Origin of the sequence: Dryocola sharpae (assembly GCF_051307055.1) — a bacterium.
GTDB lineage: Bacteria > Pseudomonadota > Gammaproteobacteria > Enterobacterales > Enterobacteriaceae > Dryocola.
The window spans coordinates 2832965-2851653 of sequence record NZ_CP149994.1 but is presented as its reverse complement, the minus strand read 5'-3'; the positions used below and the strand labels follow the sequence as shown (position 1 = coordinate 2851653).

16 protein-coding genes and 1 pseudogene are annotated in these 18689 nt (G+C 57.5%); 11 read left to right on the top strand and 6 right to left on the bottom strand.

Annotated features, from left to right (window positions below; translation table 11 throughout):
• Position 1 precedes the first annotated feature (1 nt).
• Positions 2-1234: a molybdopterin molybdotransferase MoeA gene (gene moeA / locus WLO31_RS13630; protein ID WP_435927146.1), complete on the bottom strand. Its 1233-nt coding sequence runs from the start codon at positions 1232-1234 to the stop codon at positions 2-4.
• A 215-nt stretch (positions 1235-1449) separates the two neighbouring features.
• Here moeA and WLO31_RS13625 point away from each other — a divergent pair, with 215 nt between their 5' ends.
• The 5 genes from WLO31_RS13625 (at position 1450) to gsiD (ending at position 7775) form a co-directional block, all read left to right on the top strand.
• Positions 1450-2403, top strand: a complete 954-nt coding sequence (locus WLO31_RS13625) for an isoaspartyl peptidase/L-asparaginase (protein ID WP_435927145.1) — start codon at positions 1450-1452, stop codon at positions 2401-2403.
• Positions 2403-4277 carry a glutathione ABC transporter ATP-binding protein GsiA gene (gsiA, locus tag WLO31_RS13620; protein ID WP_435927144.1) on the top strand — a complete coding sequence of 625 codons (1875 nt, stop codon included), beginning with the start codon at positions 2403-2405 and terminating at the stop codon, positions 4275-4277. Before WLO31_RS13625 ends, gsiA begins: the two co-directional genes overlap by 1 nt.
• Positions 4278-4303: 26 nt before the next feature.
• A complete protein-coding gene (gsiB, locus tag WLO31_RS13615; protein WP_435927142.1) occupies positions 4304-5839 on the top strand; it encodes a glutathione ABC transporter substrate-binding protein GsiB in 1536 nt (511 codons plus the stop codon).
• 101 nt (positions 5840-5940) lie between these two features.
• A complete protein-coding gene (gsiC, locus tag WLO31_RS13610) occupies positions 5941-6861 on the top strand; it encodes a glutathione ABC transporter permease GsiC (protein ID WP_435927141.1) in 921 nt (306 codons plus the stop codon).
• 2 nt (positions 6862-6863) lie between these two features.
• Positions 6864-7775: a glutathione ABC transporter permease GsiD gene (gsiD, locus tag WLO31_RS13605; protein WP_435927140.1), complete on the top strand. Its 912-nt coding sequence runs from the start codon at positions 6864-6866 to the stop codon at positions 7773-7775.
• Between the two features lie 312 nt (positions 7776-8087).
• On the opposite strand, the gene rimO is transcribed toward gsiD, so the two are convergent.
• A complete protein-coding gene (gene rimO, locus WLO31_RS13600; RefSeq protein ID WP_435927139.1) occupies positions 8088-9401 on the bottom strand; it encodes a 30S ribosomal protein S12 methylthiotransferase RimO in 1314 nt (437 codons plus the stop codon).
• A 208-nt stretch (positions 9402-9609) separates the two neighbouring features.
• Between rimO and WLO31_RS13595 the strand changes: the two genes are divergently transcribed.
• From WLO31_RS13595 to WLO31_RS13580, 4 genes are all read left to right on the top strand, one after another.
• Positions 9610-9915: a hypothetical protein gene (locus WLO31_RS13595; RefSeq protein WP_435927137.1), complete on the top strand. Its 306-nt coding sequence runs from the start codon at positions 9610-9612 to the stop codon at positions 9913-9915.
• A 33-nt stretch (positions 9916-9948) separates the two neighbouring features.
• Positions 9949-11154, top strand: a complete 1206-nt coding sequence (locus WLO31_RS13590) for a serine hydrolase domain-containing protein (RefSeq protein WP_435927136.1) — start codon at positions 9949-9951, stop codon at positions 11152-11154.
• A gap of 140 nt (positions 11155-11294) precedes the next feature.
• The gene (locus WLO31_RS13585) at positions 11295-11678 is read left to right on the top strand and encodes a biofilm formation regulator BssR (protein ID WP_435927135.1); all 384 of its coding nucleotides are present in this window, start codon (positions 11295-11297) and stop codon (positions 11676-11678) included.
• 150 nt (positions 11679-11828) lie between these two features.
• The gene (locus tag WLO31_RS13580; RefSeq protein ID WP_435930609.1) at positions 11829-12917 is read left to right on the top strand and encodes a PQQ-dependent sugar dehydrogenase; all 1089 of its coding nucleotides are present in this window, start codon (positions 11829-11831) and stop codon (positions 12915-12917) included.
• Here WLO31_RS13580 and WLO31_RS13575 read toward each other — a convergent pair.
• Positions 12909-13535 (bottom strand): annotated as a pseudogene (locus tag WLO31_RS13575) (glutathione S-transferase family protein). The gene WLO31_RS13580 and the pseudogene WLO31_RS13575 overlap by 9 nt on opposite strands.
• A 246-nt stretch (positions 13536-13781) precedes the next feature.
• Between WLO31_RS13575 and dacC the strand changes: the two are divergent.
• Positions 13782-14990: a serine-type D-Ala-D-Ala carboxypeptidase gene (gene dacC / locus WLO31_RS13570; RefSeq protein WP_435927134.1), complete on the top strand. Its 1209-nt coding sequence runs from the start codon at positions 13782-13784 to the stop codon at positions 14988-14990.
• Here the strand turns inward: dacC and deoR are convergent, their stop codons facing one another.
• The 3 genes from deoR to WLO31_RS13555 form a co-directional block, all read right to left on the bottom strand.
• On the bottom strand, positions 14991-15755 hold the full coding sequence (deoR, locus tag WLO31_RS13565) for a DNA-binding transcriptional repressor DeoR (protein WP_435930608.1): 765 nt from the start codon (positions 15753-15755) through the stop codon (positions 14991-14993).
• Between the two features lie 89 nt (positions 15756-15844).
• Positions 15845-16453 carry an undecaprenyl-diphosphate phosphatase gene (gene ybjG / locus WLO31_RS13560; RefSeq protein WP_435927133.1) on the bottom strand — a complete coding sequence of 203 codons (609 nt, stop codon included), beginning with the start codon at positions 16451-16453 and terminating at the stop codon, positions 15845-15847.
• Complete coding sequence (locus tag WLO31_RS13555) at positions 16450-17190, bottom strand: phosphatase PAP2 family protein (protein WP_435927132.1); 741 nt, start codon at positions 17188-17190, stop codon at positions 16450-16452. Before WLO31_RS13555 ends, ybjG begins: the two co-directional genes overlap by 4 nt.
• Before the next feature lie 180 nt (positions 17191-17370).
• Between WLO31_RS13555 and WLO31_RS13550 the strand changes: the two genes are divergently transcribed.
• Positions 17371-18591 (top strand): MFS transporter, encoded by a 1221-nt coding sequence (locus WLO31_RS13550; RefSeq protein WP_435927131.1) that lies wholly within the window; start codon positions 17371-17373, stop codon positions 18589-18591.
• Positions 18592-18689 lie beyond the last annotated feature (98 nt).

Sequence of the window (18689 nt, the reverse complement as noted above, 5' to 3'; positions counted from 1 at the left end):
CTTAGCCTCCAAACAGCATATTAAACGGCTCGATCTCGACCCATTCGCCCGCTTCAACGTGGCCGCGTTCGCGCTCCAGCACGATAAAGCAGTTGGCCTGGCTGAAGGAGCTGAAAATATGCGAACCCTGATGCCCGGTGCTGAGCACCTCAAGCTGGCCGTCTTCCGCGGTGCGCATGATGCCGCGCTGGAAATCGAGACGCCCCGGCGATTTTTTGAGCCTGCCGACCGTGCGTGCGCGCTGGCGTGGCGGCAGCGCGTTACCCTGCTGACCGCTCAGCCTGGCCAGCAGCGGCTGCACGAGCTGATAGAAGGTCAGCGCCGCCGATACCGGATTGCCCGGCAGGCCGCAGAACCAGCTATTTTGCAGGCGGCCAAAAGCGAAAGGTTTACCAGGCTTGATCGCCAGCTTCCAGAAGCCCACCTCACCCAGCTCTTCGAGAAGCTGTTTAGTGTAATCCGCCTCACCAACGGAAACGCCGCCGCTGCTGATTACCACATCTGCCTGGCGGTCTGCCTCGATAAAGGCGGCGCGCAGGGCTTGCGGGTCGTCTTTGATAATGCCCAGGTCGATAACCTCGCAGCCAAGCTGGTCGAGCATCAAGTGAACGGCGAGACGGTTGGTATCATAGATTTGCCCGTCGCCCAGCGGCTGGCCCGGCAAGCGGAGTTCATCGCCCGTTGAGAACACGGCGGCGCGCACTTTGCGCTGCACCGCGACATCGGCAATACCCAGCGAGGCGATAAGCGGCAGCTCGGCGGCGGACAATTTTTTGCCCGCGGGCAGCACGCTGGCGCCGCTACGAATATCTTCCCCACGCAGGCGGATGTTCTGGCCCTTTTTTACCGGCGCGTTAAAACGCACGCCGCTTTCGGTCACTTCCGTCTCTTCCTGCATGACGACGGCTTCCGCGCCTGCGGGCAGCGGAGCGCCGGTCATAATTCTTATGCAGCTTCCTGCGGGCCACTCGTCGCTAAACGGCTGCCCGGCAAAAGCTTTGCCCGCAACGGGCAGGGCGCCGCCTGCGGCGATATCGGCCATGCGCACGGCGTAACCGTCCATGGCTGAATTATCAAAGCCAGGCACATCAATCGGAGAAGTGACAGGGCTGGCGGTAACGCGCCCGGCGGCCTGTAACAGCGGGACAGTCTGCGATTCGGTGACAGGAACAATGCGTGAAAGCATCTGCTCCAGCGCGGTTTCAAGGGGGATCAGCCCGGCGGTAAATTCCATGAAAAACTCCTGCGGCGGGGGCAAAGTAAGGCGCTTATTATGGCAGATAAAGCCCCGTCGCTGAATGTTCCATTAGGGGTAAGGCGCGCGGTCAATTTCCTTTACAACACATTTACATCTTTCTATATTCAAAAATCGAATTAGTTAACGGTAACGATTCTGATATTTATAGAAAAAGTGTTGCCGGATGACAATCAGTACAGGGCCATGTCGTTATGAACAAAGCGGTAATCGCCATTCACGGTGGCGCAGGCGCAATCACTCGCGCGCGGTTAAGCGCTGAGAAAGAGCAGCTTTATATCCAGGCATTGTCAGAAATCGTTGCGGCCGGGCAGGCTATTCTGGCAGCGGACGGAAGCGCGCTGGATGCGGTGACCGAAGCCGTGCGCATGCTCGAAGAGTGCCCGTTGTTTAACGCCGGCATCGGTTCCGTCTTTACCCATGCGGGCACCCATGAGCTCGATGCCTGCATTATGGACGGCAATACGCTGGATGCCGGGGCCGTTGCGGGCGTCAGCCATATTCGCAATCCGGTTATCGCTGCGCGAAAGGTGCTGGAGTACAGCCCGCATGTGTTACTGATAGCCGGGGGCGCCGAGGCCTTTGCGCAGGCGCAGGGGCTTGAACCCGTTGCGCCTGAAATTTTCTCTACGCCGGAACGGCGGGAGCAGCTGGCACGCGCGCAGCTTACTAACCAAACCGCACTGGATCATGACGGCGGCGAGCCAATAGATCCAGACGCTAAATTTGGCACCGTCGGCGCCGTGGCGCGCGACAAGTCTGGCAACCTCGCGGCGGCGACCTCAACCGGCGGCATGACAAATAAACTGCCCGGTCGGGTAGGGGATTCACCTCTCGTCGGCGCAGGTTGCTACGCCAATAATGCAAACGTTGCCGTGTCCTGCACCGGCACGGGCGAGGTATTTATACGCACGCTGGCCGCTTATGACATCGCCGCGTTAATGGAATACGGCGGTCTGAGCCTGCAGCAGGCGACGGAGCGGGTGGTAATGGAAAAACTGCCCGCGCTTGATGGCAGCGGCGGCGTTATCGCCATCGACAGCGAAGGCAACGTGGCGCTGCCGTTCAACAGTGAAGGGATGTATCGCGGCTACGGTTATGTCGGCGATGCGCCCAGCGTAGGAATTTATCGCGACCAGGAGCGTTGATGCCGCACAGTGATGAACTGCCAGAAGACCAGGTGCTCAGCGTTAAAGAGCTGAACATTCGTTTTCGTCAGGAAAAAACGTACAGCGAAGCGGTGCGCCACCTTTCGTTCGATCTCAAACGCGGTGAGACGCTGGCGATTGTCGGCGAGTCCGGCTCAGGCAAGTCCGTTACCGCGCTGGCGTTAATGCGCCTGCTGGAGCAGTCCGGCGGCCTGGTCGGGAGTGATAAAATCCTGCTGCGCCGCCGCAATAAACAGGTTATTGAACCCTATGCCTTAAGTTCCTCGCAGATGCGCAACGTGCGCGGCGCGGATATCGCGATGATTTTTCAGGAGCCGATGACCTCGCTCAACCCCGTCTTCCCGGTAGGCGAGCAAATCGCGGAATCCATTCGTTTACATCAGGGCCTTGACGGCAAGGCGGCGATGCTTGAAGCGCAGCGCATGCTTGAACGCGTGCGCATCCCCGAAGCGAAGGCCATCCTTGGCAACTATCCGCACCAGCTTTCTGGCGGCATGCGCCAGCGCGTGATGATTGCGATGGCGCTCTCCTGCCGTCCGGCGGTACTCATTGCCGACGAGCCAACAACGGCGCTGGACGTCACCATTCAGGCGCAAATTCTTCAGCTTATCCGCGTTCTGCAGGACGAAATGGAGATGGGCGTCATCTTCATCACGCACGATATGGGCGTGGTGGCGGATATAGCGGATCGGGTGCTGGTGATGTATCGCGGCGAAGCGGTAGAAACCGGCAGCGTAGAACAGATTTTCCGCGCGCCCGCCCATCCTTATACCAAAGCGCTGCTGGCCGCGGTGCCGCGCCTTGGATCGATGAGCGGTTCAGATCTGCCGCGTAAATTTCCGCTGGTCGATCCGCACGATCCTGATAAACACGAGCCGGAAATCGAGCAAGATACTATTCCGCAAGGCTCAGCGCCGGTTTTGCAGGTGCGTGATTTAGTGACCCGGTTCGCTATTCGCAGCGGCATTTTCAACCGCGTCACTAAGCAGGTTCACGCGGTTGAAAAGGTCAGTTTTGATTTGTGGCCCGGGGAAACGCTTGGCCTGGTCGGGGAGTCCGGTAGCGGTAAATCAACCACCGGGCGTTCGCTGCTGCGGCTGGTGGAAACCCAGGGCGGCAGCATTAACTTTAACGGCCAGCGCATCGACAACCTGCCGAACACGCAGATGCAGCACGTGCGCAAAGATATCCAGTTTATCTTCCAGGATCCCTATGCTTCGCTGGATCCGCGTCTGACGGTCGGCTATTCGATTATGGAGCCGCTGCTGGTTCACAATATGATGCCAAAAGCGCAGGCGCAGCGTCGCGTCGCGTGGCTGCTGGAGCGCGTGGGCCTGCTGCCGGAACATGCCTGGCGCTACCCGCACGAGTTTTCCGGCGGCCAGCGTCAGCGTATCTGTATCGCCCGCGCGCTGGCGCTAAACCCGAAAGTGGTGATTGCCGATGAGTCCGTCTCCGCGCTGGACGTTTCCATTCGCGCGCAAATCATCAACTTACTGCTCGATTTACAGCGCGAGTTTGGCATCGCGTTTTTGTTTATTTCGCACGATATGGCGGTTGTCGAAAGGATCAGCCATCGCGTGGCGGTGATGTATCTGGGGCAGATTGTTGAAATCGGCCCGCGCCGCGCGGTGTTTGAAAATCCACAGCATCCCTATACCCGTAAGCTAATGGCCGCCGTTCCGGTTGCCGACCCGGCGCACCGTCGCCCCAACCCCGTTTTGCTTTCTGATGAGATCCCCGGCGCCACGCGCAGGCTTGGGGATGAACCGCAGGTTGCGCCGCTGGTGGCCGTAGGCCCCGGGCATTTCGTTGCCCGACATCCGATCGGAAGCCATGAAAACCGTCTTTAGGCAGGGATAATCAGGAGAATACCAGTATGACAAATAACACGAAAAAATGGCTGGCTGCGGCAGGCCTCGCCTCTTCCGTACTCGCCGCGCCGGCCTTTGCCGCCAAAGATGTCGTGGTGGCCGTGGCATCCAACTTCACCACGCTTGATCCGTATGACGCCAACGACACGCTCTCGCAGGCGGTGGCTAAGTCGTTCTATCAGGGGCTGTTCGGTCTTGATAAGGATATGAAGCTGCAGAACGTGCTGGCGGAAAGCTATACCGTCTCTGACGACGGCCTGGTCTACACCATCAAACTGCGCCCGGATGTAAAATTCCAGGACGGGACGGCTTTCAATGCCGAAGCGGTGAAGGTGAACCTCGACCGCGCCAGCAACCCGGACAACCATCTCAAACGCTATAACCTCTACAAGGCGATAGCCAAAACCGAAGCGGTGGATGCCGCTACCGTGAAAATCACCCTTAAACAGCCGTTCTCGGCGTTTATTAATATTCTCGCCCACCCGGCGACGGCGATGATTTCACCTGCCGCGCTGCAAAAATACGGCAAAGATATTGGCTTCCACCCGGTGGGCACCGGGCCGTATCAGCTTGATACCTGGAACCAGACGGATTTTGTGAAGGTGAAGAAGTTCGCTGGCTACTGGAAACAGGGACAGCCAAAGCTGGACACTATCACCTGGCGCCCCGTTGTAGATAACAACACCCGCGCGGCGATGCTGCAAACCGGCGAAGCGCAGTTTGCTTTCCCTATTCCTTACGAGCAGGCGGGAAGGCTTGAGAAAAACGACAAGCTGGAGCTGGTGGCTTCGCCATCCATCATGCAGCGCTACATCAGCATGAACGTCACGCAGAAACCGCTCGACAACCCGAAAGTGCGCGAAGCGATTAACTATGCCATCAATCGTCAGGCGCTGGTGAAAGTGGCGTTCGCCGGCTATGCGACGCCGGCGGAGGGCGTTGTGCCGCCGTCTATCGACTTTGCACAAAAATATAAGCCGTGGCCGTACGATCCGGCTAAAGCGCGGCAGCTGCTGAAAGAAGCCGGCTTCCCGAACGGCTTTGCGACCACGCTCTGGTCTTCGCACAACCACAGCACCGCGCAAAAAGTGCTGCAGTTCACCCAGCAGCAGCTGGCGCAGGTAGGCATTAAGGTCAAAGTGACCGCGATGGATGCCGGGCAGCGTGCTGCGGAGGTGGAAGGCAAAGGGCAGGCGGAAAGCGGCGTGAGAATGTTCTACACCGGCTGGTCCGCTTCTACGGGAGAGGCCGACTGGGCGCTGTCGCCGCTGTTCGCTTCCCAGAACTGGCCGCCAACGCTGTTTAACACCGCGTTTTACAGCAATGCGCAGGTGGATAAAGACCTGAGCGAAGCGCTGAAGACCACCAACCGCGATGACAAGGCGAAGCTCTATAAAGACGCGCAGGACATTATCTGGAAAGAGTCGCCGTGGGTGCCGCTGGTGGTGGAAAAACTGGTCTCCGCACACAGCAAAAATCTGACCGGGTTCTATGTGATTCCGGATACCGGATTCAGCTTTGATGACGCGGATTTGCGGTAGAAACGGGCCTTTCGCCGTCGGGTGGCTAAGCGTAAGCGCCATCCTGCGAAAAAACGGCGGGTGGCGCTTGCGCTTACCCGCCCTACGTTAACGGGGTAATTTTGTTTAACTATTTCCTCAAACGCCTGCTGGGCCTTATCCCAACTCTGCTTATCGTGGCGGTGCTGGTGTTTCTGTTCGTCCATATGCTGCCGGGCGATCCCGCACGCCTTATCGCCGGGCCGGAAGCGGATGCGCAGGTTATCGGGATGGTTCGCAAACAGCTGGGGCTGGATTTACCGCTCTGGCAGCAGTTCTGGCAGTTTATCGTCAACGTTGCGCAGGGTGATTTTGGCACCTCCATGGTGTCGCGCCGTCCGGTCGCGGAAGAGATCGCCAGCCGCTTTATGCCAACGCTTTGGCTCACCTTAACCAGCATGGGGTGGGCGGTGATTTTCGGTTTGTTTACCGGCATTGTCTCCGCCGTGTGGCGCAACCGCTGGCCGGACCGGATCAGCATGACGATCGCCGTATCGGGCATTTCGTTCCCGGCTTTCGCGCTGGGCATGCTGCTGATGCAGGTGTTTTCCGTCGAGCTGGGCTGGTTGCCGACTGTCGGGGCCGATAGCTGGCAGCACTACGTTTTGCCTTCCATCACTTTAGGCGCGGCGGTGGCGGCGGTGATGGCCCGTTTTACCCGCGCGTCGTTTGTTGACGTGCTTCAGGAAGACTATATGCGTACCGCCCGCGCCAAAGGGGTGAGCGAGACGCTGGTGGTGATTAAACACGGGCTGCGTAACGCCATGATCCCGGTTGTCACCATGATGGGCCTGCAGTTTGGTTTTCTGCTCGGCGGCTCGATTGTGGTGGAGAAAGTCTTTAACTGGCCGGGGCTTGGCCGCCTGCTGGTAGATTCGGTTGAAATGCGTGATTACCCGGTGATCCAGGCGGAAGTGCTGCTTTTCTCGCTGGAATTCATTGTCATCAATCTGGTGGTGGATATGCTCTACGCGGCCATTAACCCTGCAATCAGGTACAAGTAAGGATGCGACTTTTTAACTGGCGACGCCAGGCGGTACTCAATGCAATGCCGGTGGTGCGGCCCGAAGCCGTGCGCACGCCGTGGCGTGAATTTCTGCGTCGGCTGCGCCAGCAGCCCGTCGCGCTGGTCGCGGGGGCGTTTGTGCTGCTGCTGATAGCGATAGCGCTCGTTGCCCCCTGGATTGCCCCTTTTGATGCGGAAAACTACTTCGACTACGACAGCCTGAACAACGGCCCGTCCGCGCTGCACTGGTTCGGCGTGGATTCGCTGGGACGGGATATATTCAGCCGCGTGCTGGTTGGCGCACAAATCTCGCTGGCGGCGGGCGTTTTCTCGGTGCTTATCGGCGCACTTATCGGCACCTTCTTCGGCCTGCTGGCCGGGTATTACGAAGGCTGGTGGGATCGCATAATCATGCGCATCTGCGACGTGCTGTTTGCTTTCCCGGGCATTCTGCTTGCTATCGCCGTGGTGGCGGTGATGGGCAGCGGCATGGCAAACGTGATTATCGCGGTGGCGATTTTCAGCATCCCGGCGTTTGCTCGTCTGGTACGCGGCAATACGCTGGTGCTGAAACAGCAAACCTTTATCGAATCGGCACGCAGCATCGGCGCCTCAGACTCGACGATAATTTTCCGCCATATTTTGCCCGGCACGGTGTCGTCCATCGTGGTTTATTTCACCATGCGCATCGGCACGTCGATTATTTCGGCGGCAAGCCTGTCATTTCTGGGGTTAGGCGCCCAGCCGCCCACGCCGGAGTGGGGCGCAATGCTTAACGAAGCGCGAGCGGACATGGTGATGGCGCCGCATGTGGCGATCTTCCCAAGCCTTGCAATCTTCCTGACGGTGCTGGCGTTTAATCTGCTGGGGGACGGTTTGCGGGATGCGCTGGACCCGAAGATTAAGGGATAGTTTCGAAAAAGGTGGATGGCGCTGGCGCTTATCCACCCTACGAGAGAAGTTTATGGAGCAGAGAAGCGTCAATGCCACCCGTCGCAACGCTTTGTAGGGCAGGTAAGCGTCAATGCCACCCGCCACAACGTTTTGTCGGGCAGGTAAGTATTAACGCCATCCGTCGCAACGTTTTTGTAGGGCAGGTAAGCGTCAGCGCCACCTGCCGTCCGCGCCCGCCACAACGTTTTTGTAGGGCAGGTAAGCGTCAATGCCCCCGCCACAACGTTTTGTAGGGCAGGTAAGCGTCAGCGCCACCTGCCGTCCGCGGAATTAAACTACCGTACCCCAGAGATCGTATTCGTCCGCGTTATCTACTTTCACGCGCACCACGTCGCCCGGTTTCAGTTTGCTTTCGCCATTGAGGTAAACCGCGCCGTCGATTTCCGGCGCGTCCGCCATGCTGCGGCCAATCGCGCCTTCTTCGTCTATTTCATCAACGATCACCAGAATCTCGCGGCCTACCTTTTCCTGCAGGCGTTCGGCGGAGATCTGCTGCTGTAGCTGCATAAAGCGGTTCCAGCGTTCCTCTTTCACCTCTTCCGGCACCTGGTCCGCCAGTTCGTTGGCGGTAGCGCCTTCGACGGGGCTGTACTTGAAGCAGCCAACGCGATCGAGACGCGCCTCTTTCAGGAAGTCGAGCAGCATCTGGAAGTCCTCCTCCGTTTCGCCAGGGAAGCCGACGATGAAGGTGGAGCGCAGGGTCAGGTCCGGGCAAATCTCGCGCCATTGTTTAATGCGCGCAAGCTGCCTGTCCACGCTGCCCGGACGCTTCATCAGCTTGAGGATGCGCGGGCTGGCGTGCTGCAAAGGAATATCCAGGTACGGCAGGATTTTGCCTTCCGCCATCAGCGGGATCACATCGTCAACGTGCGGGTACGGGTAAACGTAGTGCAGGCGCGTCCAGACGCCGAGCTTAGAAAGCTGTTCGCACAGGCTGACCATGCTGGTTTTGACCGGTTCACCGTTGTAGAAGCCGGTGCGGTGCTTCACGTCCACGCCGTACGCGGAAGTATCCTGCGAGATAACCAGCAGCTCTTTCACGCCCGCATCCACCAGACGTTTCGCTTCCGCCAGCACGTCGCCCACGGGGCGGCTGTCGAGATCGCCGCGCATGGAAGGGATAATGCAGAAGGTGCAGCGGTGGTTACAGCCTTCGGAAATTTTCAGATAGGCATAATGGCGCGGCGTCAGCTTCACGCCCTGTTCCGGCACCAGGCTCAGAAACGGATTGTGCTTAGGTTTTGGCACATAGTGGTGAACGTGCTCAAGAACCTGCTCATAGCTGTGCGGCCCGGTGATTTCCAGCACCTTCGGATGCACTTCACGAATTTGATCTTCTTTGGCACCCAGGCAGCCGGTCACAATGACTTTGCCATTTTCATTCAGCGCTTCACCGATCGCTTCCAGCGACTCTTGTACCGCGCTGTCGATAAAGCCGCAGGTATTCACGATAACCATATCGGCATCGTCATAGCTGGGCACGACATCGTACCCTTCGGTGCGCAGCTCGGTGAGAATTCGTTCTGAATCGACAAGGTTTTTCGGGCAGCCGAGGGAGACAAAGCCAATACGGGGTTGATGCATGGGTGTACGCTCACAAAGTAAACAAGAAATAAAAACCGGGCGATTCTACACGGGTTTGCGGTAACCCTCTACCAGATGTTATCGCAGACAACTTTTCAGTCTTTTCCTGCCCCTTACGGCATCTCTTGTTTTGCTTGCCGCAGCGGTACGTTTTATTATCACTGCCGTTTCATCCAATGATAATGACCTCACCCACAAGGACTCCTTAATGCGCAAGATCCTCGCTTTAACCGGCATGGTTGCGGCCACGCTGTTGCTGTCTGCCTGTAACGCTATTCCTACGCCGCTCAATACGCCGTCAGAGACGGCGCAAAAATTCGTTTGCGGCGGGGAAAAACTGGCGCTGGACGGCGACTACGCCTTCTACAACGGCAGACGCTATTCCTATCAGCATATGAGCGGCGGCCAGGCGCTGTATCGCTACCACAGCAGCCAGCTTGCGGTGAAGAAAGAAGGCAATAACCGCACGCTGGTCATCGAACTGAGTTCAAAGCCCTGCGTTGCCGCAAATTAACCTCGTCTTCTTGCTAATGGGTTGCCGCTGCACGTGAACGCTAACCGGACGCTAATCCTGACGTTAAGCTGTCTGCTGGCGGGATGCGGCACGCTCTCGAACGTTGCGCCCGTGGCGGAAGTGCCGCAGCGGGCGCAGCGCGCCTGCGGCGATCCTCAGCCGCGCGATATAAATGCGTGGCTGCCGCTGATGGTTGAGCAGCACTCGCCCGGCATGGTGGTGGGCGTCATTGACGCGCAGAATCAGCGTCATTACTGGCGCTACGGCGTAACGGACCGCGAGCATCGCAATCCGGTTAATGAAAATACGCTGTTTGCGGTAGGGTCGCTCAGCAAAGGCATGACCGCAGAAGCCACGGCGGTGCTGGTGGCGCAGGGCCGCTTGCGCTGGTCTGATACGCTTGAAACGCTGCTGCCGCCCACGGTTGCGCTGAGCGATGACGCGAAGAAGATCACGCTGCTGCAGCTCGTCACCCATACTTCCGGCCTGCCGCGCCAGAATATGGATCTACCGATGCTGGCCGCGTTCATCCGCTATCTGGGGAATGGGGAAAACTTTTACGCCCACCTCGACAGCGACCGGGTCGTTGAGGATCTGGCATACTTTGTGAAGCCCGCAAGCGATGAGCCTCGCTATTCAAACCTCGGCTACGCGGTGCTGGATTATATGCTGAACTACCAGACCGGACGGCGAGCGGACCAGCTTGTGGACGCATTGCTGTTCGCCCCTCTGGGCATTCATCACGCCAGCTTTACGCCGCAGAAGTTAAAGGCTTATCCGCTTCGGGCGATCGGCCACGCCGGCAGCCAGCCAAAATTTGTCCCGGCCGGACAGGTTGTGCCGGACTGGCAGTTCACGGGCAATATGCTTGGCGCAGGCGGGTTATATGCCGATACAGCCGATTTGCTTACCTTTGCCGCAGCACACCTCGGCAGCACGGGAAACAGCCTGCTGGATAGCGCCATGCACGATGCAATGCAGGTTTATTATCCGCGTGAAAAAGAAGCCGCGAATATTGCCTGGGTAAGCGATACCTATGGCGAACAGACCATCACCTATCAGGTGGGCTATATCGGCGGCTATTCCAGCTATATTGGCATCGACCGGCAGCACCACTTCGCGGTAGTGGTTTTACAAAACAGTTTTACCTGGCAGAACAACCTTGGCCACAGCGTGCTGCGCCAGTTATGGCGCGAACAAAATATGGCATCGGCCTGCCGTAAAAACGCCGCCATCTGAAGTGCCTCTCTCCCTCAGTTTTGCGTTACGCAAGGTTATTGCGGCGGATCAAAATCTGCTGCAATAACCCCCTTACTGGCTAAAAAGTGACCATACTCTATATGAATGTTATGGGTTCACTTCATAGGGAGGATAAATGCATGTCCAGGAGTACGCTCAGGCGCGATCTTCTGCAAAAGATGATCGTTGCAAAAATAGACCTCGCAGCCTATCTCTCGTTGCGGCGGGCGAAAGGTTATATGACGGTCGTCGAGAGTGAGCATCTGCGCGATAATCTCTTCGAGCTGTGCACCGAGTATCGCCAGAACTTACCCGAGGTGAAGATAATATTCCTGCCGCAGGAAATCGCCTCCTTCGATGGAGGCATTGCGGCGGTCTCTTCCGCCGCTGTCTGTCTGATGACCGGACAGCATGACTGTCCGCACTATATTGCGATAGACGCCGATAAGCTGGAAAGCTGTCTGGAGAAGCTTTCTCATAGCCTGAACGGACTGCTCGTCAGCCGCCAGGCCATCGAGGCGTAACCACGGGGGAGGCGACTCCCCCGGCTGCATTTTAAGATTGTGTAAAAATCCTCTCCCGGTGAGCGCGGACGGCTACCCTTATGCTGTTAACGTAAAAGGAGATGCTGTATGTCCTGGCCTTCATCCCGCGCATTTATCTTCGCAGCGCTTATGCTTTCCACGGTCTGCGTTCAGGCCGCTGAGGTGAAAGTGGACGTGCTGCAAAGCAAGCTCGATCATCCCTGGTCGCTGGCATTTTTGCCGGCCAACAAAGGCATGTTGATTACGCTGCGTGACGGGCAGCTACGCCACTGGCAGCCGGGCGCCGGGCTGGGCGATCCCATTGTCGGCGTGCCGAAGGTCTGGGCGCACGGGCAGGGCGGGCTGTTCGACGTGGCGCTGGCGCCTGATTTTGAACGCAGCCGCAAAGTGTGGCTTAGCTTTGCAGAAGCTGGCGATGGCGATGGCGATGGCGATAAAGCGGGAACCGCCGTGGGCTACGGCACCCTGAGCGACAACCTTAAACGGCTGGAAGATTTTAAAGTGGTGTTCCGCCAGCAGCCCAAACTCTCCACCGGCAACCACTTTGGCGGACGCATGGTTTTCGATGGAAAAGGGCATCTGTTTATAGCGCTGGGGGAAAATAACCAGCGGCCTACGGCGCAGGATCTCGACAAGCTGCAGGGAAAAGTGGTGCGCCTTAACGAAGACGGTACGGTTCCCAAAGATAATCCATTTGCAGGCCAGCAGGGCGCGCGCGCTGAAATCTGGTCTTACGGACATCGTAATCCTCAGGGGCTGGCGATCAATCCGGCTAACGGCGAGCTGTGGCTGAACGAACACGGCCCGCGCGGCGGCGATGAAATCAATATCCCGCAGGCGGGCAAAAACTACGGCTGGCCGCTTGCGACATGGGGCATTAACTACAGCGGAATGAAGATCCCGGAAGCGAAGGGAGAGATAGTCAAAGGCACCGAGCAGCCGGTTTATTACTGGAAAGTCTCACCGGCGATAAGCGGCATGGCGTTCTATGACGCAGATAAATTTCCGCAGTGGAAAGGGAAGCTGTTTATCGGCGCGCTCAAGGAGAAAAACCTGATTGAGCTGACGCTTAAGGACGACAAGGTGACCGGGCAGCAGCGCCTGCTGGATGACAGAAAACAGCGTATTCGCGATGTTCGCGTCGGCCCGGACGGGTTTGTCTACGTCCTGACCGACGAATCTGACGGACAGTTGCTGAAGCTCAGCCCGTCAGCTTAAGGGGATCATCACGCTTTTCTGAAACGCCGGGCGCTGGGTCAACTGTTGATACCAGCGTCGCAAGTTAACGTGCGCGCCCCATTTCACCTCAAGGTTCAGCAAGGCGTAAAGCGTAGGTCCCAGCGCGATATCCGCTGTCCCAAACTCTGCGCCGCTAAACTACGGCTGCTTCGCCAGCTCCGCATCCAGAAGGGTAAACAGCTTGTCGCACTGCACAATACTTTCATCAATAAGCTTCTGGTCGCGCTGTTCCGGGGCGGTTCGCACAAGGCCCATAAAGACGCCGCGGTAGGGAATAGCCAGGGTTGTTGCCGCCCAGTCCATCCATTTTTCACCCTGCGCTCGCGCAGCCGGCTCCTCAATCCACAATGAATCCTTCCCGTACTGCGCGGCGAGATAGCGCACGATGGTATTGGATTCCCACAGCGTCAGATTTGTGGCGTCATCATGGATGCACGGCACCAGCGCGTTAGGGTTCATCGCCAGATAGTCCGCGTCGTGCGTTTTACCAAATTTGCCGCCCGCCGGAATGGAGCGGTAAGCCTGTCCCAGCTCCTCCAGGCACCACAGCACCTTCTTGACATTGGTCGAATTATCTCTGCCCCAAACGGTTATCATATTTGCTCCTGATTGATGAGTGCGTTTCATATTCAGTGTGACTATGGTTTCAGAAAACACTTTATCACCGCCGCAGGCCATAAAAAATGAGCCAGACGGCGGCGGGTACGGCAAATTTCGAATAAACTTAACAAACTTTACCAACGACTTATTTCTTTAAGTAGATTCACACGCTTTACTGACAACTTGAAATACCGTATGGCGGCGTAAGTCGTGACTTTTTTGAATGGATACTCGGGTGGTTTTATGAAGAGCTTGCTACTCCCTGCGTCGTTACGAGCCCTGCTTGCAGGGACGACCCTTCTGTTACTGGCGGCTCCGGCGGTCGCGGCTGAACAGACAACGGCAAATGCCCCACAGGTTGACGCCAGAGCCTGGATTTTAATGGATTACGCCAGCGGTAAAGTGCTGGCAGAAGGCAACGCCGATGAAAAGCTCGATCCGGCAAGCCTGACCAAATTAATGACCAGCTACGTGGTTGGCCAGGCGCTGAAAGCGGAAAAAATCCACCTTACCGATATGGTGACCATCGGCAAGGACGCATGGGCAACCGGCAACCCGGTGCTGCGCGGCTCCTCGCTGATGTTCCTGAAGCCGGGGGATTTAGTCTCGGTGGAAGACCTGAACAAAGGGGTGATTATCCAGTCGGGTAATGACGCCAGCATCGCCATCGCGGATTTTGTCGCGGGCAGCCAGGACTCTTTCGTGAGCCTGATGAATAACTACGCGCAAAAACTCAACCTCACTAACACCACCTTTAAAACGGTACACGGCCTGGACGCGCCGGGGCAGTTCAGCACCGCGCGCGATATGGCGCTGTTAGGCAAAGCCCTGATTCACGACGTGCCGGAAGAGTACGCTATCCACAAAGAGAAAGAGTTCACCTTCAACAAAATCAAGCAGCCAAACCGCAACCGCCTGCTGTGGAGCTCGAACCTGAACGTGGACGGCATGAAAACCGGCACGACGGCAGGGGCGGGATACAACCTGGTGGCTTCGGCGACGCAGGGCGATATGCGCCTGATTTCCGTGGTGCTGGGCACCAAAACCGACCGCATCCGCTTTAACGAAAGTGAAAAGCTGCTGACGTGGGGCTTTCGCTTCTATGAAACCGTTACGCCAATCAAGCCGGACGCCACTTTCGTGACGCAGCGCGTTTGGTTTGGGGACAGTAGCGAGGTGAAGCTCGGCGCGGGCGAAAGCGGCTCGGTCACCATCCCGCGTGGGCAGCTGAAAAACCTGAAGGCAAGCTTTACGCTGACCGAGCCACAGCTCACCGCGCCGCTGAAAAAAGGCCAGGTTGTCGGCGCCATCGACTTCCAGCTAAACGGCAAATCCATCGAACAGCGCCCGCTAATGGTGATGGAGGATGTGAAAGAAGGCGGTTTCTTCAGCCGGATGTGGGACTTCGTACTGATGAAGTTCCACAGCTGGTTCGGCAGCTGGTTCTCCTGATCACCAGAGCAGTTTGATATTCTCCGCCGTGGCGTAATCCACAAACTCCGCGGCGGGTTTTTCATTGCTGATAATGGTATGGAACGACGACAGCGGCCCCATGCAGGCCGGGCGTACTTTGCCGAACTTGCTGCCGTCCACCACCAGCACGCAAAGCTGCGACATCGACAGCGCCCAGTGTTTTACCGGCAGCTCATCAAGGTTAAAGCAGGTGGCGCCGTGACGCGTGTGCAGACCCGCCGCCGAGAAAAAGGCGATATCCGGGCAGAGATTGCTTAAACATTCCTGAAAATTAATCGGCTTGAAAATCGCGTTGCTGGCGTGGAATTCACCGCCGCTTAAGATAACGCGGCAGTTGGGCTTGTCCTGCAGGGCGAGAAAGGTGTTCAGGGAATAGCAAACGCCGGTGAACGCCAGGTCGTCGTCCAGGGCTTCGATGATGTAAGGCGTGGTGGTGCCGCAGTCAAAAAAGACCGTCTGATGCGGGCGGATCGCCGCCGCCGCCAGGCGCGCGGCCTGACGTTTTTCTTCAATATGACGCGTCTTCTGATCGCTTAGCAAATAGTGGCTGGCGGTTGAGCTGCGCGGTTCAAGCACCACATAGCCGCCCAGCAGCACCACGGGCGCGGATTCGCTGCTCAGATCGCGACGGATGGTCATCTCTGAGACGCCCAGCAGGCTGGCCGCCTCCTTGAGATGAATTTTATCGCTGCGTTTTAACGCCTGGATCAGGCGATTGATGCGTTCGTCGCGCCGGGTTTCCATCATGTAATCTGCACATTCCATTCCCTTGCCCCGCCGATAAGAGAGGGAGGGGAGTTATTCGATAACGCATATTACCTGCGCCAAAACGCTTAGTCACGCACCCAGCCCTTGCGGATAAACAGCGCGAAGCAGAAGCGGTGTGCCTGATGCAGACGCTTATACATCAGCGCTCCCCAGGCGTTCCACAGCATTTGCGCAACCCCGCAGGCACAGAGGCCCACCAGCAATCCGCCCAGCATATCCAGCGGCCAGTGCACGCCCAGATAGACCCGCGACCAGGCTATTGCGCAGGCGAGGGCGAAGATCGTCGCGCCTGACCACACGCGGTGCCAGAACCAGAAAGCCAGCGCGAAGGTGAAGATCACCGTCCCGTGGTCGCTGGGATAGGAGTCATCCGCGGCGTGATGGAGAAAGTTATAGCCAATACCGTCAACAAACGGGCGATCGTGCGGAAAAAGATGGCCGACAATCCAGGAAAGGGAAACGCTGATCATAATTGCCATCGCGGTTTTAATCACCATTTCGCGCTGGGCTGTAATCCGCTTACGCTGGCCCCACAGCCAGAGAACGGCTATCAGCAGCGGGACGATGTTTATCAGGTCTTTGGCAATAAAAATGGCCAGCCTGATTAGCCATTCCGGCGAGGCTGGCGTGGCGTTAATCAGTAAAAAGAGCGCCTGATTAAGTTGTTCCATCATAACGATTTTGGTTCCTTAACTATCAAGGTGGAGACGATGCCGTACGCCACCAGCTGCGTTAACCATACCCACCAGCCCGCCCACAGGTTGTGGCTGAAAAAGTGCGCGCCGCGCATTACCTGGCCGTAGCCCATGGTAAGCCCGAGTACGATGCCGCCTGCCAGACAGCACCATGCGAGCGCTGGACGCTCGCGGTAAAACAAAAAGAACAGCGCCATCACGGCAAAGCCGCTTGAGGCGTGTCCGCCCGGGAAGCAGCGTCCGGGTCCGCTCCCTTCCGGCGCCTGGCCGAACAGGGGATAAGAGAGCGCTTTGCCGCCGTACTCCAGCAGATCCCACGGGCAGGAGTGGTGGCTGGTAGCCTTCAGGATGCCCACGGTCAGCGCGCCCAGTCCAGACAGCACGGCGACCGTTATCAGGCGCGGCTGACGGCGAATCAGGCCATAAATCAGAGCGAGAGCGCCCCCGACGATGACAATGTCTTTCAGCAGCCGGTGGTTGAGCAGATCGAGCAGAGGATCCTTTTGCAGCGGAAAGCTACGGCTTGCTGCGTCATACCAGTAACCCGTGATCAGCCTGTCCAGCCCTTCATTGCGCGACAGCCACGTAAACAAGACGGCAAGCGCCATGAGGCTGATGAACTGGTAAAGGTAAAAGCGTACCGGCAGACGGTAAAGCGGGTTTATCTTAATTACCAAACCTTTATCTGATAAGCGGTCATTATCCTGGGCGGCCATAGCACTATTTTTCAGGGGAAAAGTTCAGCATACGCAGGCGATATTAAGAAAACCTTAAACAAAATGAAGGTTGTGCGCTATCTGCGGGTCTCGTCCATAATTCACTATCTACGGCGCGGGCAATTTATTAAACTGCGCGAGATTTTCGTTTCTTCAGGTCATTATCCTCTCGAGTAACTAATGCAAAATAATAAAAGACTGGGGCGCCAGGCACTGCTTTTCCCGCTGTGTCTGGTGCTGTATGAATTCTCAACCTATATCGGCAACGACATGATCCAGCCGGGCATGTTGGCGGTTGTCGAACAGTACAACGCGGGCATCGAATGGGTGCCGACGTCGATGACGGCCTATCTGGCAGGCGGGATGTTTTTGCAGTGGCTGTTAGGGCCGCTCTCTGACCGAATCGGCCGCCGCCCGGTGATGCTCACCGGCGTGGTGTGGTTTATCGTCGCCTGCCTTGCCACGCTGCTTGCGCAGAATATTGAGCAGTTCACCATCCTGCGTTTTTTGCAGGGCATCAGCCTGTGCTTTATCGGCGCGGTGGGGTACGCCGCGATTCAGGAATCGTTCGAAGAGGCGGTCTGTATCAAAATTACCGCGCTGATGGCGAACGTGGCGCTGATTGCGCCGCTGCTCGGGCCTCTGGTGGGCGCGGCCTGGGTGCATTACGCGCCCTGGGAGACCATGTTTATTCTGTTCGCGGTGCTGGCGGCGTTTTCTTTCTTTGGGTTGCAACGCGCAATGCCGGAAACGGCGACGCGTCTGGGGGAGAAGCTTTCATTAAAAGAACTTGGCCGCGACTACAAACTGGTGCTGAAAAATATCCGTTTTGTGGCGGGCTCGCTGGCGATAGGTTTTGTCAGCCTGCCGCTGCTGGCGTGGATTGCGCAGTCGCCGGTGATTATTATCAGCGGCGAGAAGCTAAGCACGTATGAATACGGCTTGTTGCAGGTCCCGATTTTCGGCGCGCTGATTGTGGGTAATCTCGTGCTGGCGCGCTTAACGTCGCGTCGCAGCGTTCGCTCGCTGATTATTCTTGGCGGCTGGTGGATTGTGCCGGGCCTGGCGCTGGCCGCGGCGGCGACGGTGGTTTCGTCTCACGCTTACCTGTGGATGACCGCCGGCCTGAGCCTGTACGCCTTCGGCATCGGTCTTGCCAACGCGGGCCTGGTGCGTCTGACGCTGTTCGCAAGCGAGATGAGTAAAGGCACGGTATCGGCGGCGATGGGAATGCTGCAGATGCTGATTTTTACCGTCGGCATCGAGGTCAGTAAACATGCTTACCTGCAGGGCGGCAGCGGCCTGTTCAGCCTGTTTAACCTGCTGGGCGGCGTGCTGTGGCTGGGGCTGATGTTTGTGTTTTTGCGCGATAAGCGCGTGGGGAACCAGACGGACATTTGAGTATTGCGGATGATGACAGATGGATGGCGCATACGCCGATCCAGATTCATCCGGGCGGGATAAACGTTAGCGCCATCCGACATGTAAAAAAATACCCC

Coding starts and splice junctions, on each gene's coding strand:
- moeA (WP_435927146.1), bottom strand. CDS start 1,234: ATGGAATTTACCGCCGGGCTGATCCCCCTTGAAACCGCGCTGGAGCAG.
- WLO31_RS13625 (WP_435927145.1), top strand. CDS start 1,450: ATGAACAAAGCGGTAATCGCCATTCACGGTGGCGCAGGCGCAATCACT.
- gsiA (WP_435927144.1), top strand. CDS start 2,403: ATGCCGCACAGTGATGAACTGCCAGAAGACCAGGTGCTCAGCGTTAAA.
- gsiB (WP_435927142.1), top strand. CDS start 4,304: ATGACAAATAACACGAAAAAATGGCTGGCTGCGGCAGGCCTCGCCTCT.
- gsiD (WP_435927140.1), top strand. CDS start 6,864: ATGCGACTTTTTAACTGGCGACGCCAGGCGGTACTCAATGCAATGCCG.
- rimO (WP_435927139.1), bottom strand. CDS start 9,401: ATGCATCAACCCCGTATTGGCTTTGTCTCCCTCGGCTGCCCGAAAAAC.
- WLO31_RS13595 (WP_435927137.1), top strand. CDS start 9,610: ATGCGCAAGATCCTCGCTTTAACCGGCATGGTTGCGGCCACGCTGTTG.
- WLO31_RS13585 (WP_435927135.1), top strand. CDS start 11,295: ATGTCCAGGAGTACGCTCAGGCGCGATCTTCTGCAAAAGATGATCGTT.
- WLO31_RS13580 (WP_435930609.1), top strand. CDS start 11,829: ATGCTTTCCACGGTCTGCGTTCAGGCCGCTGAGGTGAAAGTGGACGTG.
- dacC (WP_435927134.1), top strand. CDS start 13,782: ATGAAGAGCTTGCTACTCCCTGCGTCGTTACGAGCCCTGCTTGCAGGG.
- deoR (WP_435930608.1), bottom strand. CDS start 15,755: ATGGAAACCCGGCGCGACGAACGCATCAATCGCCTGATCCAGGCGTTA.
- ybjG (WP_435927133.1), bottom strand. CDS start 16,453: ATGATGGAACAACTTAATCAGGCGCTCTTTTTACTGATTAACGCCACG.
- WLO31_RS13555 (WP_435927132.1), bottom strand. CDS start 17,190: ATGGCCGCCCAGGATAATGACCGCTTATCAGATAAAGGTTTGGTAATT.
- WLO31_RS13550 (WP_435927131.1), top strand. CDS start 17,371: ATGCAAAATAATAAAAGACTGGGGCGCCAGGCACTGCTTTTCCCGCTG.